This is a genomic window from Pseudomonas sp. p106 (genome assembly GCF_003936645.1).
Classification (GTDB): domain Bacteria; phylum Pseudomonadota; class Gammaproteobacteria; order Pseudomonadales; family Pseudomonadaceae; genus Aquipseudomonas; species Aquipseudomonas putida_E.
In genome coordinates this window covers 306,756-322,784 of sequence record NZ_RHQR01000004.1, presented here as the reverse complement: position 1 = coordinate 322,784, position 16,029 = coordinate 306,756, and the positions used below count along the sequence as shown (strand labels likewise).

Annotated in this window: 12 protein-coding genes; 9 read left to right on the top strand and 3 right to left on the bottom strand. The window is 61.5% G+C overall.

The window, feature by feature from the left end; all coding sequences use genetic code 11:
- Positions 1-565: 565 nt before the first annotated feature.
- From EGJ09_RS07710 to EGJ09_RS07675, 8 genes are all read left to right on the top strand, one after another.
- Complete coding sequence (locus EGJ09_RS07710) at positions 566-1,954, top strand: polynucleotide adenylyltransferase PcnB (RefSeq protein ID WP_046788165.1); 1,389 nt, start codon at positions 566-568, stop codon at positions 1,952-1,954.
- The gene (gene folK / locus EGJ09_RS07705) at positions 1,951-2,430 is read left to right on the top strand and encodes a 2-amino-4-hydroxy-6-hydroxymethyldihydropteridine diphosphokinase (RefSeq protein WP_012312667.1); all 480 of its coding nucleotides are present in this window, start codon (positions 1,951-1,953) and stop codon (positions 2,428-2,430) included. The genes EGJ09_RS07710 and folK overlap by 4 nt, the downstream gene beginning before the upstream one ends.
- Positions 2,431-2,693: 263 nt before the next feature.
- Positions 2,694-3,494, top strand: coding sequence for a 3-methyl-2-oxobutanoate hydroxymethyltransferase (gene panB / locus EGJ09_RS07700; protein ID WP_046788164.1), 801 nt, complete (start codon positions 2,694-2,696; stop codon positions 3,492-3,494).
- On the top strand, positions 3,491-4,354 hold the full coding sequence (gene panC, locus EGJ09_RS07695) for a pantoate--beta-alanine ligase (protein ID WP_125923560.1): 864 nt from the start codon (positions 3,491-3,493) through the stop codon (positions 4,352-4,354). Before panB ends, panC begins: the two co-directional genes overlap by 4 nt.
- 143 nt (positions 4,355-4,497) lie before the next feature.
- Positions 4,498-6,162 (top strand): glucose-6-phosphate isomerase, encoded by a 1,665-nt coding sequence (gene pgi / locus EGJ09_RS07690; RefSeq protein WP_125923576.1) that lies wholly within the window; start codon positions 4,498-4,500, stop codon positions 6,160-6,162.
- A 129-nt stretch (positions 6,163-6,291) separates the two neighbouring features.
- Entirely contained in the window at positions 6,292-8,226 is a 1,935-nt protein-coding gene (gene acs, locus EGJ09_RS07685) for an acetate--CoA ligase (RefSeq protein WP_125923559.1), read from the top strand.
- 42 nt (positions 8,227-8,268) lie between these two features.
- Positions 8,269-9,138 (top strand): oxygenase MpaB family protein, encoded by an 870-nt coding sequence (locus EGJ09_RS07680; protein WP_125923558.1) that lies wholly within the window; start codon positions 8,269-8,271, stop codon positions 9,136-9,138.
- An 80-nt stretch (positions 9,139-9,218) separates the two neighbouring features.
- Positions 9,219-12,155 carry a DUF748 domain-containing protein gene (locus EGJ09_RS07675; RefSeq protein WP_125923557.1) on the top strand — a complete coding sequence of 979 codons (2,937 nt, stop codon included), beginning with the start codon at positions 9,219-9,221 and terminating at the stop codon, positions 12,153-12,155.
- 133 nt (positions 12,156-12,288) lie between these two features.
- Here EGJ09_RS07675 and EGJ09_RS07670 read toward each other — a convergent pair whose 3' ends face one another.
- Positions 12,289-12,702 carry a VOC family protein gene (locus EGJ09_RS07670; protein WP_046788159.1) on the bottom strand — a complete coding sequence of 138 codons (414 nt, stop codon included), beginning with the start codon at positions 12,700-12,702 and terminating at the stop codon, positions 12,289-12,291.
- A gap of 60 nt (positions 12,703-12,762) precedes the next feature.
- Here EGJ09_RS07670 and EGJ09_RS07665 point away from each other — a divergent pair, with 60 nt between their 5' ends.
- Positions 12,763-13,017 (top strand): putative quinol monooxygenase, encoded by a 255-nt coding sequence (locus tag EGJ09_RS07665; RefSeq protein ID WP_125923556.1) that lies wholly within the window; start codon positions 12,763-12,765, stop codon positions 13,015-13,017.
- A 124-nt stretch (positions 13,018-13,141) separates the two neighbouring features.
- Here the strand turns inward: EGJ09_RS07665 and EGJ09_RS07660 are convergent, their stop codons facing one another.
- The gene (locus tag EGJ09_RS07660) at positions 13,142-13,495 is read right to left on the bottom strand and encodes a BON domain-containing protein (protein ID WP_039603841.1); all 354 of its coding nucleotides are present in this window, start codon (positions 13,493-13,495) and stop codon (positions 13,142-13,144) included.
- 264 nt (positions 13,496-13,759) lie between these two features.
- Positions 13,760-15,865 carry a polyribonucleotide nucleotidyltransferase gene (gene pnp / locus EGJ09_RS07655; protein ID WP_046788156.1) on the bottom strand — a complete coding sequence of 702 codons (2,106 nt, stop codon included), beginning with the start codon at positions 15,863-15,865 and terminating at the stop codon, positions 13,760-13,762.
- Positions 15,866-16,029: the final 164 nt, after the last annotated feature.

The window sequence follows — 16,029 nt, the reverse complement described above, 5'->3', positions numbered from 1 at the left end:
TCAAAAACCCGCCAAACCATTGATTTCATTGGGTTTGCAAAAGTTGGCACGCCACCTGCTATATGTTCAGTACAAGAACAATAACAAGCACTGCAACTCAGAATAAGAACAAGACGAAACGGCTCACGCACAATAAAAACAAGACGGCGGAGGCGCAGCTAACTGATTCTTTTGGAGAGGATGCGTGTTTGGGGCTTGCCCCACGACCAGGCAGAGAACAACAAAAACTGCACTAAAAAGCAGCGCCTGAACTGGTTGGATCGAATGATCAGCGTGACATCAGCGGCCAAAGCAATCCGTTTGCTCTTAACCCCTGGATTGGGGGTCGTCCACAAGCTTTGAGATTTGTGGGCAGGGCACTCAACAAAAACAAGAAGCCCGGCATAAAAACAATAAGAGCACGCAACGACTTCTTGGGGAGCTTAGGCTCCCCTTGTCGTTTCTCCCTTCTGGCAGTCCATCCTGCTACCGCCTACACCATTCCCCGAGTAAATGCTAGAATCCCCGCCCATCATGCGGCCATTCTCCTATTCTTGGCCGAACATTCCTTCACACAGTGCATCCCATGCTGAAGAAGCTGTTCCAGTCTTTCCGCCCTCCCGTACCGGGCCAGCACCACAAGCGCACCACGCCTGAGGTGATCAACAAGAGCCAACACTCGCTGCAGCGCCACCAGTTCAGCCGCCATGCGGTGAATATCGTCGAGCGCCTGCAAGGCGCGGGCTACCAGGCCTACCTGGTCGGTGGTTGCGTGCGCGACCTGATGCTGGGCATCACGCCCAAGGACTTCGACGTCGCCACCAGCGCAACACCTGAGCAGGTACGTGCCGAGTTCCGCAATGCGCGCATCATCGGCCGTCGCTTCAAGCTGGTTCACGTGCATTTCGGCCGTGAAATCATCGAAGTCGCGACCTTCCGTGCCCATCACTCAGAAGACGACCAAGGTGACAGTCACCGCTCGTCGCACAATGCCAGTGGTCGCATTCTGCGTGACAACGTATATGGCAGCCTGGAAGAGGACGCGCAACGCCGCGACTTCACCATCAACGCCCTGTACTACGACCCGGTCAGCGAACGCGTCCTCGATTACGCCAACGGCGTGCACGACGTACGCAACCGCCTGTTGCGCCTGATCGGTGACCCGACGCATCGCTACCAGGAAGACCCGGTACGCATGCTGCGTGCGGTGCGTTTTGCCGCCAAACTCGACTTCGGCATCGAAAAGCACACTTTCCAGCCGATCCGCGGCCTGGCACCGCTGCTGCGCGAAATCCCGCCTGCGCGGCTGTTCGAGGAATGCCTCAAGCTGTTCCTGTCCGGCCAAGGCGCGATCGTCTTCGAGATGCTGGTCGACCTGGCATTGTTCGAGCCGCTGTTCCCGGCCAGCGCGCATGCACTGGAAGAGCGCCCGACCTACACCCATACCCTGATCAGCCAGGCGCTGAGCAACACTGACCTGCGTATCAAGCAAGGCAAACCGGTGACCCCGGCCTTCCTGTTCGCCGCCCTGCTCTGGCCAGCCCTGCCAAGCCGCGTACTGCACCTGCAAAACCAGGGTGTACCGCCGATCCCGGCCATGAATGGCGCAGCCCACGACCTGATTGCCGAACAGTGTGCGCGCATTGCCATTCCGAAGCGTTTCACCTTGCCTATCCGCGAGATCTGGGACATGCAGGAGCGCCTGCCACGACGCAGCGGCAAACGCGCCGACCTGCTGCTCGACAACCCACGCTTCCGTGCCGGCTACGATTTCCTCCTGCTGCGCGAGAGCGCAGGCGAAGAAACCGACGACCTTGGCCAGTGGTGGACCGATTACCAGGATGCCAACGACTCCGAGCGCCGCGAGATGATCCGCGAGCTGGGCAGCCGTGATGAAGGCACCGGGGCCGGCCCACGCAAGCGCAAGCGCAGCAACAGCAAGCGCAAACGTGGTGGCGATGAGGCGTTCGAGTGACCACTCGCGCCTACATCGGCCTTGGCAGCAACCTGGATGCGCCTGCCGAGCAACTGGGCAACGCCCTGCAGGCGCTGGACCGGGTCGCGAGCACCCGTCTGGTGGCGGCCTCAGCCCTGTACACCAGCGACTCCCTGCTGCCTGGCCAGCCGCGTTACACCAACGCCGTCGCCGCCCTGGATACCTCTCTCGCCCCCCTGGACCTGCTGGACGCCCTGCAGGCCATCGAGAATGAACAGGGCCGTGTACGCAAGGAACGCTGGGGCCCACGCACGCTCGACCTGGACATCTTGCTGTTCGGCGACCACGTCATCGATGTGCCACGCCTGCAGGTGCCGCACTACCACATGCATGCCCGCCCCTTCGTGCTGTACCCACTGGCCGAACTGGTGGCAGACGACTTTCACCTGGCCGACGGCCGCCCGCTTGCCCAGTTGCTCCAAGCCTGCCCGTTTGTCGGCCTGGAACGCCTGTAGCCCAGGCGCTTGGGGCCTTTCTCCAAGGGCGGTAACGCCAGTAACACCCTGTTCGTAACAATGCGGTAACAGGGTGATTGACTTCCCCCACCTCGCTCACGACTATAGGCGTCCCGTGTGGCACCAAAGTGCCGCATACCCGTATTTAGGCCCGGACGGACCTGTGCCCCGAACATCACACGCGATGATGTGCCGCTCCGGAAGATGACTACACGCGTTGTTGGCGGTCGTTTTTCACAGCGCCTGAACGAGGATTTTCCTACATGCCTGAAGTAACCCTGACCACCCTGCACGGCCTCAAGGCCAAGGGTGAAAAGATCACCATGCTGACCTGCTACGACGCTACCTTTGCCAAGGCTGCAAGCCAGGCCGGCGTCGAAGTGTTGCTGGTGGGCGACTCCTTGGGGATGGTCCTGCAGGGCCATGACAGCACGCTGCCCGTCACCACGGCGGAAATGGCCTACCACACCGCCTGCGTCAAACGCGGCAACGAGGGTGCGCTGATTCTTGCCGACCTGCCCTTCATGGCCCATGCCACCCCCGAGCAGGCCTTCGCCAACTGCGCCACGCTGATGCAGGCCGGCGCCCACATGATCAAGCTTGAAGGCGCTGCCTGGCTGGGCGAGACCATTCGCCTGCTGGCCGAGCGCGGTGTGCCGGTGTGCGCTCACATGGGCCTGACCCCGCAAACCGTCAACGTTCTGGGCGGTTATAAAGTGCAGGGGCGCCAGGAAGCCCAGGCACGGCAGATGCGCGCCGATGCCATCGCCCTGGAACAGGCCGGCGCCGCCATGCTGTTGCTCGAATGCGTACCTAGCGAATTGGCCGCAGAGATTACCCAGGCCGTGAGCATCCCAGTGATCGGCATCGGAGCCGGCAACGCTACCGACGGCCAGGTGCTGGTCCTGCACGACATGCTGGGCTTGTCCCTTAGCGGTCGGGTACCAAAGTTCGTGAAGAACTTCATGGTCGGCCAACCGGACATCGCGAGCGCACTTACCGCCTACGTCAAGGCTGTCAAAGACGTCAGTTTCCCAGCGAGCGAGCACGGATTCAGCGCATGAACACAGTCAAGACCGTCCGTGAACTGCGCGCAGCCATTGCGCGCGCCCGTGGCGAGGGCAAGCGTATCGGCTTCGTGCCAACCATGGGCAACCTGCACAGCGGCCATGCTGCGCTGGTGACCACAGCGGCCCAACGTGCCGACTTCGTCGTTGCCAGCATCTTCGTCAACCCGCTGCAGTTCGGCGCCAACGAAGACCTCGACAAGTACCCACGCACCCTCGCCGCCGACCAAGAGCGCCTGCTCCAGGCTGGCTGCAATCTGCTGTTCGCTCCCACTGTCGAAGAGATGTACCCCGACGGTATGGCCGTGCAGACCCGCGTCAGCGTGCCGAACCTTTCCGAAGGCCTGTGTGGCACAAGCCGCCCGGGGCATTTCGAGGGCGTAGCCACCGTGGTCAGCAAGCTGTTCAACATGGTTCAGCCCGATCTCGCGGTGTTCGGCGAAAAGGACTACCAGCAACTGGCGGTGATTCGCGCCATGGTGCGTGACCTGAACATGCCGATCCAGATCATCGGCGAGCCGACCGTGCGCGCCGAGGATGGCCTGGCGCTGTCGTCGCGTAATGGTTACCTGACGGCAGAACAGCGTGCTACCGCCCCGGTTGTTTACCGCACGCTGCAGCAGATCGGCGACGCCATCCGCCGTGGCCAGCGCGACTTTGCAGCGCTGGTTGCCGATGGGCAGGCTCAGCTGACAGCGGCCGGCCTGCGCCCGGACTATCTGCAGGTACGCCATGCGCTGACCCTTCGCCCAGCGATGGTCGATGACCGGGACCTGGTGATTCTGGTGGCGGCCTACCTGGGTAACACGCGGCTTATCGACAACCTTTACGTGCACCTGGACGAAAAAACTGCGTGATGCCGGGGGGCTGCCCTGCAGCCCCAAATTCCCCTCCCCGCCCCATTCCCTGCGCGCAACCAATGCCTATAATGATGGCCTGCCTGAACCTGGCCATGACGCCCCTGTCCAAGGCCACACTACGCAACAAGGAATTCTGCGCAATGGCGTATTACCGGACACCCCATGATGTTACGGCCCTGCCAGCCTGGCAGGCCCTCCAGCAGCACCGCGACGCCATGCAGGATTTCAGCATGCGCGAAGCCTTCGCCGCCGACTCCAAGCGCTTCGACGAGTTTTCCCTGAGCTGCTGCGGCCTGTTCCTCGACTACTCGAAAAACCTGATCAACGAACAAAGCCGCGACCTGCTGGTGCAGCTGGCCGAACAAGTCGGCCTGCAGGATGCGATCAAGTCGATGTTCAGCGGCGAAATCATCAACGCCTCCGAAGGCCGCCCGGTGCTGCACACCGCCCTGCGCCGCCCGGTGGGTGACAAGCTCAGCGTCAACGGCGTCAACGTGATGCCCGAGGTGCACAAGGTACTCAACCAGATCACCGAGCTGGTGGGGCGTATCCATGACGGGCTGTGGCGTGGCTACAGTGAGAAGCCGATCACCGATGTGGTCAATATCGGCATCGGCGGTTCTTTCCTGGGCCCTGAACTGGTTTCCGAGGCGCTGCTGCCCTACGCCCAGCGCGGCGTGCGCTGCCACTACCTGGCCAACATCGATGGCAGTGAGTTCCATGAGCTGTCGGCCAACCTGCGCGCCGAAACCACCTTGTTCATCGTCTCGTCCAAGTCGTTCAACACCCTCGAGACCCTGAAAAACGCCATGGCCGCGCGTACCTGGTACCTGGCCCAGGGCGGTTCGGAAGCCGAGCTGTATCGCCACTTCATCGCCGTTTCCAGCAACAAGGCTGCCGCCGTAGCCTTCGGCATCCGCGAAGAGAACATCTTCCCCATGTGGGACTGGGTCGGCGGGCGCTATTCGCTGTGGTCGGCCATCGGCCTGCCGATTGCCCTGGCCATCGGTACCGCCAACTTCAAGGAACTGCTGTCGGGTGCCTACACCATGGACCAGCACTTCCAGACCGCGCCGTTCGAGAAGAACATGCCGGTGCTGCTGGCCCTGCTGGGCGTCTGGTACGGTAATTTCTGGGGTGCCCGCAGCCACGCGATCCTCCCTTACGATCATTATCTGCGCAACATCACCAAACACTTGCAGCAGCTGGACATGGAGTCCAACGGCAAGAGCGTGCTGACCGACGGTACGCCAGTGAAGACCGATACCGGCCCGGTGATCTGGGGCGGCGTCGGCTGCAACGGCCAGCACGCCTACCACCAGTTGCTGCACCAAGGCACCCAGCTGATCCCGGCCGACTTCATTGTCCCGGTGGTGAGCTTCAACCCGGTTGCCGACCACCATCAGTGGCTGTACGCCAACTGCCTGTCGCAAAGCCAGGCGCTGATGCTGGGCAAAACGCGTGAGGAGGCCGAGGCCGAATTGCGCCAAAAGGGCCTGAATGAAGCCGACATCGAACAGCTCGCTCCACACAAGGTGATCCCGGGCAACCGCCCGAGCAACACCCTTGTGGTCGAGCGCATCAGCCCGCGCCGCCTTGGCGCGCTGGTGGCGATGTATGAGCACAAGGTGTTCGTACAGAGCGTGATCTGGGGCATCAACGCCTTCGACCAGTGGGGTGTGGAACTGGGCAAGGAGCTGGGCAAGGGTGTCTACCAGCGTATCGTCGGCAGCCTGGAAGACAGCGCCGAAGATGGTTCCACCCAGGGCCTGATCAACTACTTCCGCGGCCGTCACCGCGGCTGACCGATGCCGGCGTCTTCGTGGCCAGCCCGCGAAGACGCCGGCACAGGTTGAACACCTCTTCCAGCTACACTGTCCAATCGAATAGCCGTTGCAGTCCACCGCCCCGACAAGAGCAAAGGACCACCTGCCATGTTCGATATACGCGACTACCCCCAGGCCCTGGCCGTCAGCCAGTCCGCCAGCCTTTCTACCGACGACTACAGCCGCCTCTACCGCCAGTCGGTCGAAGCCCCCGACACCTTCTGGGCCGAACAGGCCAAACGCCTGGCCTGGATCAAACCGTGGTCCAGGGTACAGCAATGCGACCTCAAGACCGGCGAAGCCCGCTGGTTCGAAGGTGCCCAGCTGAACGTCAGCTACAACTGCATCGATCGCCACCTGGCCCAACGCGGCGAGCAGACCGCCCTGCTGTGGGAAGGCGACGATCCTGCGGACTCCAAGGCCATCACCTACCAAGAGCTGCACCGCCAGGTCTGTCGCCTGGCCAATGCACTCAAGGCACGTGGCGTGAAGAAAGGCGACCGGGTATGCATCTATATGCCGATGATTCCCGAAGCTGCCTACGCCATGCTTGCCTGCACGCGGATCGGCGCGATCCACTCGGTGGTGTTCGGCGGTTTTTCCCCGGATGCGTTGCGCGACCGCATTCTCGATGCTGACTGCCGCACCGTGATCACCGCCGATGAGGGTGTACGCGGCGGCAAACGCATCCCGCTCAAGCAGAATGTCGACAAGGCAATGGCCAGTTGCCCGGACGTCAGCAGCGTATTGGTGGTGCGCCGTACCGGTACCGATGTGGCCTGGAGCGAGGGCCGCGACCTCTGGTATGACCAGGCAACGGAAAACGCGGGTGACGACTGCCCACCTGAACCCATGGAGGCCGAAGACCCGCTGTTCATCCTCTACACCTCCGGCAGCACCGGCAAGCCCAAGGGCGTGCTGCACACCACCGCCGGTTACCTGCTGCAGGCCACCATGACCTTCAAGGTGGTGTTCGACTACCGTGACGGCGAGGTGTTCTGGTGCACCGCCGACGTGGGCTGGGTCACCGGCCACAGTTACATCGTCTATGGCCCGCTGGCCAACGGCGCGGTTTCACTGATGTTCGAGGGTGTTCCCAACTACCCGGACACCTCGCGGTTCTGGCAGGTGGTGGACAAGCACAAGGTCAATATTTTCTATACCGCGCCCACCGCACTGCGCGCTCTGATGCGTGAAGGCTCTGGCCCGTTGCAGGGTACGTCGCGCAAGAGCCTGCGCCTGCTCGGCAGCGTCGGCGAGCCGATCAACCCAGAGGCGTGGGAATGGTACTTCGAGGAAGTCGGCCAAAAACGCTGCCCCATCGTCGACACCTGGTGGCAGACCGAAACCGGCGGCATCATGCTCACCCCGCTGCCCGGCACGCAGAAGCTCAAGCCAGGTTGTGCGACACAACCCATGTTCGGCGTGCAACCGGTGCTGCTGGATGACCAAGGCAAGCTGATCGAAGGGCCCGGCGCCGGCCTGCTGGCGATAAAGGCGAGTTGGCCGGGGCAGATCCGCAGCGTCTACGGCGACCACCAACGCATGGTCGACACCTACTTCAAACCCATCCCCGGCTATTACTTCACCGGCGACGGTGCCCGGCGCGATGCCGATGGCGACTACTGGATCACCGGCCGCATCGATGATGTGATCAACGTTTCCGGCCACCGCATCGGCACCGCTGAAGTGGAAAGCGCACTGGTATTGCATGAAAGCGTCGCCGAGGCCGCAGTGGTCGGTTACCCCCATGATCTCAAGGGCCAGGGTGTGTATGCGTTCGTGACGACCATGAACGGCGTGACAGCGGACGATGCCCTGAAAGCCGAACTGTTGGCACTGGTCAGCAAGGAAATCGGCAGCTTCGCCAAACCCGAGCTGATCCAGTGGGCGCCGGCCTTGCCCAAGACCCGCTCGGGCAAGATCATGCGGCGTATACTGCGCAAGATCGCCTGCAACGAACTCGACACCCTGGGCGACACCTCGACCCTGGCTGACCCGAGCGTGGTGCAGGGGTTGATCGACAAACGCCTCAACCAATAGCCGGCGGCACCTGTTCATGGCCGCCCTGAACGACAGGTCACCATGGAAGCCCTACGCCGCCGTATCGAAACCCAGGTCATGAGCCTCACCGGGCTGGCCCTCGGCCAGCTCGACCTGGAATCCCCCAAAGGTGACCCCGGCCTGTTCGGCCCGCACAGCATGAGCTGGCGGGTGCATGGCGATTTCCCCAGCATGCTGGTTGGCGGTATCAGCGCCCTGATGCTGCAACTGCTGCACCCGCTGGCACTGGCGGGCGTGTGGGACCACTCCAACTTTCGCCACGACCTGCTCGGCCGCTTGCGCCGCACCAGCCAATTCATTTCGGGCACGACATTCGGCTCGACCCGTGACGCCGAGTGGCTGATCGACAAGGTGCGCACCATTCACCTGCAAGTGACCGGGACTGCGCCCGATGGCCGTCCATACGCTGCCAGCGACCCCGATCTGCTGACCTGGGTACATGTGGCCGAAGTCAGCAGCTTCCTCGCGGCCCACCTGCGCTATCGCGACCCGCAGCTGTCACGCACCGAGCAGGATGCCTATTACGACGAAATCGCCCTGATCGCCGAACGCCTCGGCGCCCGCGATGTGCCCCGTTCATGCCAGCAGGTCGACGAGTACCTGCAGCGTATGCGCCCTCAACTGCACTGCGACGCGCGCAGCCTGGAAGTGATCGAGATCCTGCTTCAGGCCCCTGCACCGAGCCGTCTTGCCCAGCCGGTTGGCAGGTTGATGCTGCAAGCGGGTATCGACCTGTTGCCGGCCTGGGCCCAGGCCATGCTCGGCCTGCATCAGGGCCCGCTGCAGCAGCGCATGATCCGTTTGGGGCTAAGCCGCACCGCCCCGGTACTGCGTTGGGCCATGCGTGACGGTTCGGCGCATCGCGCCAAAAGGCGCATGGGGATCGAGTGAGCGCAAATGCCGCGCCCCCAGCGGAACCGATTTAACCTGCCATACTCCAAGCTCTCCTGCCTGGACAGACGAAGCGACACATGTACAAAGGATTGACTCGCGCCCTCGGCGCCCTGTTGGCTCTCGTGGCCCTCTACAGCCTGCTTGGCTTCCTCATCGTTCCTGGCGTTGCCCTGCGCATCGCCAACCAGCAGCTGGCCCAATACGCCACACTGCCGGCGCACCTTCAGCGTATCGAGCTCAACCCGTTCAGCCTCGAGCTGACGCTGTGGGGCCTGCAGATCGGCGAACCGGGCAAAGAACAGGTAGGGTTTGAGCGGCTGTATGCGAACCTTGCGCTCGACAGCCTGTGGAGCGGCGCCCTGCACCTGCAGGCGATCGAACTCGACAAACCCCGCAACGAAGTGCTGTTCGCCAAGGACGGCACGCTCAACCTCACCCAGCTGTTCAAGCTGCCAGCCAGCGAACCCAAAGCTGAAGAGCCTGCATCCGATCCGTTCCCCTTGCGCATCGGCAGCATCAAGCTCAGCGCTGGCTACCTGCATTTTGCCGATGCGCGCCCAAGCGAGCCGATCGAATTCATCTACGACGACATGAACCTGGAGCTGAAAAACCTCAGCACCTTGCCGGACGACAACGCTGACATGACGTTGGTGGCATTGGGCCCTAACGGTGGGCGCATCGACTGGAACGGCACCTTGAGCCTTGCGCCTATAGCTTCAAAGGGCACTCTGAAAATCACCGACGGCAAGATGAAGCTGTTCTGGCCCTACGTTCGCGATGCCGTGCCGCTGGTGCTGGAGGACGGCGTGGTCAACCTCGACACGCACTACACGCTCAACCTGTCCAAGGAAACCGAGCTGCTGCTGGACAACACCTCGGTACGTGTCGCGCCATTCGCCATAAAGGCGCCAGATGGTCGCCCACTGGTACGCCTGGCGAGCCTCGATGTCAGCGAAACCAGCATCGACCTGGCCAAACAGCGGGTTACCGTGGGCAAGATCCGCAGTGAAAAACTGGAAACCTGGGCCGCCCTGGAGCAGGACGGCCAGCTCGACTGGCAGAAACTCTTCGCCAGCCAGCCGGCCAAGCCCACGCCAACGGAAAAGGCAGAGCCGGCCGCCGCCGAACCGGCTGCCAACGACAAGGCAGCCAAGGAACCAGGCAAGCCATGGCAAGTGCTACTCAAGGACGTTCAGCTGCGCAATTATCAGGTGCACCTGGCGGACCGTAGCCAGAAAGAGCCAGTTGCGCTGGACGTTGGGCCTCTGAACGTCGACCTTCAGGGTTTCGACAGCCTCAACCAGTCACCCTTCACCCTCAAGCTCGACACCGGCATTGGCAAGCAGGGCAAGTTGCAGGCCAGTGGCGAGGTCAACCTGGCGCCGGTCAGCGCCAGGCTCGATGTCAGCACACGCGACATCGACCTGCGTATTGCGCAGGCCTACATCAGCCCGTTCATCCGCCTGGAGCTGCGTAGCGGCATGCTTGCCAGCGACCTCAAGGTCGACCTCAAAGGTACCGAACCACTGGCCTTCACCGTGGCCGGCAAGGCGCAGGTCAACCAGCTGCACACCCTGGACACCATCAAGACCCGCGACTTCGTCAAATGGCAACAGGTGAATGTGGACGGCCTGGCCTATGTGCACGGTGATGCCCTGTCGATCGACAAGGTAACCCTGCTGCAACCTTATGCCCGCTTCATCATCAACGAAGACCGCACCACCAATGTCGATGACCTGCTGATCCCGCAGCCTGCCAATGCCCCCGCGCCAAGCCAAGTCAAGCCGGCCAGCACCCAAAGCAGCAAGCCGCTGGGCATCCGCATCGGGCAGATCAGCATCAACGATGGTTCAGCCAACTTTGCCGACCTCACTCTGACACCTAACTTCGCCACGGCGGTGCAGCAGCTCAACGGCCAGATCGGCACCATCGACAACCGCAAGCCGGCGCCGGCCAAGGTCGACATCAAGGGCAAGGTCGACCGTTATGCACCGGTTACCATCAAAGGCGCGCTGAACCCGTTCAACCCGATGGCAAGCCTGGATATCGCCACCAGCTTCAAACGTGTCGAGCTGACCACGCTGACGCCCTACTCTGGCAAGTTCGCCGGCTTCCGTATCCGCAAGGGCCGCCTGAACCTCGACCTGCACTACCTGATCACCAATGGCCAATTGAAGGCCGAGAACAAGCTGGTGGTCGAGCAATTGCAGTTGGGTGAGAAGGTCGATAGCCCGGATGCGGTCGACCTGCCCATTCGCTTGGCGGTCGCGCTGCTCAAAGACACCGAAGGCAAGATTTCGATCGAGCTACCGGTGACCGGCGACCTCAACAACCCGCAATTCAGCGTCATGCCTATCGTCTGGCAGACATTGCGCAACCTGGTGCTGCGTGCGGCTCAGGCGCCTTTCAAATTCATCGGCGGGCTGATTGCTGGCGGCGGCTCGCAAGACCTCGGCAATGTATCGTTCGCCCCAGGTTCCAGCGAGCTCAGTGGCGATGCGCAATCGGCCCTGGACAAACTCGCCTCGGCCCTCAAGGAGCGCCCCGAGCTGCGCCTGGAAATCGAAGGCACCAGTGCCCAGAGCAGCGATGGCCCACTGCTCGCTCAGCAGCGCCTGGAGCGGGAGTATCAGGCCACCTGGTACAAGATCCTGCAACGCCGTGGCGACAAGGTGCCGGCCAACGCCTCCATGCTGGTGGTCGACGACAGCGACAAACCGGCCATGCTCGAAGGCATCTACCGTACCCGTCTGAAACAGCAACCGCCGGCCGACTGGGAACAGCTGAGCCGCGAGGAGCGCACCGCCAGGCTGCGCGAGGCGGTGATCAAGTCATGGGCCGAAAGCGCCGCATTGCTGCGCACCCTGGGCCAGGAGCGGGCCAGCAGTATCAAGGACTACCTGGTCGACAAGGGCAAGCTTGAGGATGACCGCGTCTACTTCATCGATACCACGCTGGGGCAGGCTGAATCAGATGGCCGGGTGATTACGCCGATGCATCTGGATGCTGAGTAAACAATGTCTGCCCTGACGCGCCCTGTAGGAGCGGCCTTGCGTCGCGAAACGGCCGCAAAGCGGCCCCAGGATATCAGCGGCGCCACAGCTATCCTGGGACTGCTGCGCAGCCCTTCGCGACACAAGGCCGCTCCTACGAAAGCCGCTGCCCGGATACCGCCGGGTGGTACAGCGGCTGCACCTTGTTGCCTGCCGGGTCCAGCAAGTGGAAGCTGCGCGCGCCATCCCCATGATTGAAGGGCCGGTCCAGCAAGGTCACCCCACGAGCCTTGAAGTACTGATACCAGGCCTCCAATTCCTCCACGCTGTCGACGATGAAGCCGTAGTGATCCAGCGTCTGCAGGCCATTGGCAGCCCCGGCCCCCCGCCCCAGCGAGAGGTTGTCGTTACCACACGTCAAGTAGACCAGATCCTCGTTGGCCCGGTTCAACACCTCCATGCCCAGCACATCGACATAGAAACGCTCGCACTCTTCAAGGTTGGGCACCAGCAGGGCGATATGGCGCAGGCCATTGAGACGACCGGGGCGTGCAGGTAATTCAGACATTAGCGCGACTCCATTTTTGTATACAATTCATAATAGAATTTAAAACAAAAGGAGCTTCATGTGTATAGCTTGTTCATCAAGACGCGCGTCAAGCCTGGTTGCGCCGAACGCTTTCTCACGGCCATCAAGGTAAACGCTGCCGCCTCCGTGGCCACGGAACCCGGGTGCCTGGTGTTCGATGTGTCACAGGACCGGGTCGATCCGGAGGTAATCTACCTGTACGAAATCTACCGCGACGACGAGGCATATGAAGCGCATACCCGCACTGCGCACTTTCGTGACAGCCGCCCCCTTGTAGAGCCTCTGATCGCCTAGCAGGAGTATTTCGAAAGCAACGTTATCGCGCGTAACCCAGTGAATTGAGCGGTAACGAAAAGCCCCGGCCAAGGCCGGGGCTGTTTTGAAAGGTGGCCAGATCCTTTGGCCGACGGGACATTCCTTATTCGGACTTCAGACCATCAGACATGACGCTCTTGACGCCCTTGATGTTCTTGGCAATGCGGACCGCTTCTTCTTTCTGAGAATCGGTGACCTTCACGTCAGAAGACAGCGACACGACGCCTTGGCTGGTTTCGACTTTGATGTCACTGCCTGGAACGCCTTTTTCAGTCATCAGGTCAGCTTTGACTTTGGTGGTGATCCAAGTGTCGGAGCCTTCCTGTTGCATGTTGTCCACAGTGTCGTTGGCAGCCAGCATGACTGGAGCCTGGACAGGCTCGGCGGCGAACGCACCATTAGCCATGGTCAGGGTCAGGGCGGTAGCAGTAGCGGCAGCAATGGCGAACTTCTTCATGTGAGTCACTCCTGTTTTTCGAAAGGTCTGCGCCGTATGTCCTGGCGGCAGGTATGAAGGTAGTTGCACGGGCTGTGCCAGGTTTTAATATTTAATTTTTTCCTTGTATATCAACTACTTACTAAAATCACAACAAGTCATCAATCGTGCAAATTGCAACCTGCGAGATAAATCTGCGTGCAAGATGCAAGCGTGCAAAAGGTTCCGTGCAGACAATAAAAAAGGGCCCGCTAAGGGCCCTTTTTGTACAACGTTGCAGGTCGCTTAGACGCCCGAGGCCTTGGCCGCGGCAACGTCTTTGATCGACAGCTTGATACGGCCGCGGTTGTCCACGTCCAGTACCAGCACTTCGACTTCCTGACCTTCTTTCAGAATATCGGTCACTTTCTCTACGCGTGCATCGCTGAGCATGGAGATGTGTACCAGGCCGTCCTTGCCAGGCAGGATGTTGACGAAGGCGCCGAAGTCGACGATACGCTCGACCTTGCCCACGTAGATCTTGCCGATCTCGGCTTCAGCGGTGATGCCCAGAACGCGCTGACGCGCGGCTTCTGCAGCTTCTTTGGTTTCGCCGAAGATCTTGATCGAGCCATCGTCTTCGATATCGATCGAAGCTTTGGTCTCTTCGCAGATGGCGCGGATGGTGGCGCCGCCTTTACCGATGACGTCACGGATCTTGTCGGTGTCGATCTTCATCGCGATCATGGTCGGGGCGTTGGCCGACAGCTCGGTACGCGACTGGCCAATGATCTGGTTCATCTGGCCGAGGATGTTCAGGCGCGCTTCCAGGGCCTGGCCCAGGGCGATTTCCATGATCTCTTCGGTGATGCCGTTGATCTTGATGTCCATCTGCAGTGCGGTAACGCCTTTGGCAGTACCGGCAACCTTGAAGTCCATGTCACCCAGGTGGTCTTCGTCACCCAGGATGTCGGTCAGGACTGCGAACTTCTCGCCTTCCTTGACCAGGCCCATGGCGATACCGGCCACCGGTGCCTTCATCGGTACACCGGCATCCATCAGTGCCAGGGAAGCACCGCAGACCGACGCCATGGAGCTGGAACCGTTGGACTCGGTGATTTCCGACACAACACGGATGGTGTACGGGAACACGTCAGCGGCAGGCAGCATGGCCTGTACCGAACGGCGGGCCAGGCGGCCGTGACCGATTTCACGACGGCCAGCACCGCCCATGCGACCACACTCGCCCACCGAGAACGGCGGGAAGTTGTAGTGCAGCATGAAGGGGTCTTTCTTCTCGCCTTCGAGGGTGTCCAGCAGCTGGGCGTCACGGGCAGTACCCAGGGTCGCGACGACCAGGGCCTGGGTTTCACCACGGGTGAACAGTGCCGAACCGTGCGTCTTCGGCAGAACGCCGACTTCGATGTTCAGCGGGCGAACGGTCTTGGTGTCACGACCATCGATACGCGGCTTGCCGTTGACGATGTTTTCGCGAACGGTGCGGTATTCGATCTCACCGAAGATTTCTTTTACTTCGCTGGCCGATGGCTGGCCTTCTTCACCGGAGAACTTGGCGATCGCCTGGTCGCGCAGCTCGCCCAGGCGCGCGTAGCGGTCGGCCTTGACGGTGATGGTGTAGCCCTGCGAAACGGCTTCGCCGAATTCAGCGCGAATGGCGTTGAACAGCTCGGTGTTGGCAACGGCAGGTTTCCAGTCCCAGGTCGGCTTGGCAGCTTCGGCAGCCAGCTCTTTGACAGCCTGGATAACGGCCTGGAATTCGTCGTGGGCGAACAGTACAGCGCCCAGCATCTGGTCTTCGGTCAGCTCTTGGGCTTCCGACTCAACCATCAGCACGGCGTCGGAAGTACCGGCAACGACCATGTCCAGGCTCGAGGCAGCCAGTTGCTCGTAAGTCGGGTTCAGCAGGTAGCCGGTGCTTTCGTGGAAGGCAACACGGGCAGCGCCGATCGGGCCTTCGAACGGGATGCCGGAGATGGCCAGCGCAGCCGAGGTACCGATCATCGCAGCGATGTCCGGATCGGTCTTCTTGCTGGTCGATACCACGGTGCAGACGACCTGGACTTCGTTCATGAAGCCTTCAGGGAACAGCGGGCGGATCGGACGGTCGATCAGGCGCGAGGTCAGCGTCTCTTTCTCGGAAGGACGGCCTTCGCGCTTGAAGAAGCCACCCGGGATCTTGCCGGCGGCGTAGGTCTTTTCCTGGTAGTGGACCGACAGAGGGAAGAAGCCCTTGCCTGGATCGGCCTGCTTGGCACCGACCACGGTCACCAGCACGGTGACATCGTTGTCGACGGTAACCAGCACGGCGCCGGTTGCCTGACGGGCAATGCGGCCCGTTTCGAGAGTAACGGTCGATTGACCGAACTGGAATTTCTTGATTACCGGGTTCACGGTTTCCTACCTTTTTTCAGTGGCTCTGGGGGAACTGGTTTCTTGCGAATTCTTGGGCAGAACGGGGAATCGGCCCCATTGACCGTCCAGATACAACACGAGGCTGGGAGCCTGGCGCCGAGCGGAAAAAACCGCTCGGCGTTGCCAGGCTGCCAACCTCGAAG

Coding starts and splice junctions, on each gene's coding strand:
- EGJ09_RS07710 (WP_046788165.1), top strand. CDS start 566: ATGCTGAAGAAGCTGTTCCAGTCTTTCCGCCCTCCCGTACCGGGCCAG.
- panB (WP_046788164.1), top strand. CDS start 2,694: ATGCCTGAAGTAACCCTGACCACCCTGCACGGCCTCAAGGCCAAGGGT.
- panC (WP_125923560.1), top strand. CDS start 3,491: ATGAACACAGTCAAGACCGTCCGTGAACTGCGCGCAGCCATTGCGCGC.
- pgi (WP_125923576.1), top strand. CDS start 4,498: ATGGCGTATTACCGGACACCCCATGATGTTACGGCCCTGCCAGCCTGG.
- acs (WP_125923559.1), top strand. CDS start 6,292: ATGTTCGATATACGCGACTACCCCCAGGCCCTGGCCGTCAGCCAGTCC.
- EGJ09_RS07680 (WP_125923558.1), top strand. CDS start 8,269: ATGGAAGCCCTACGCCGCCGTATCGAAACCCAGGTCATGAGCCTCACC.
- EGJ09_RS07675 (WP_125923557.1), top strand. CDS start 9,219: ATGTACAAAGGATTGACTCGCGCCCTCGGCGCCCTGTTGGCTCTCGTG.
- EGJ09_RS07670 (WP_046788159.1), bottom strand. CDS start 12,702: ATGTCTGAATTACCTGCACGCCCCGGTCGTCTCAATGGCCTGCGCCAT.
- EGJ09_RS07660 (WP_039603841.1), bottom strand. CDS start 13,495: ATGAAGAAGTTCGCCATTGCTGCCGCTACTGCTACCGCCCTGACCCTG.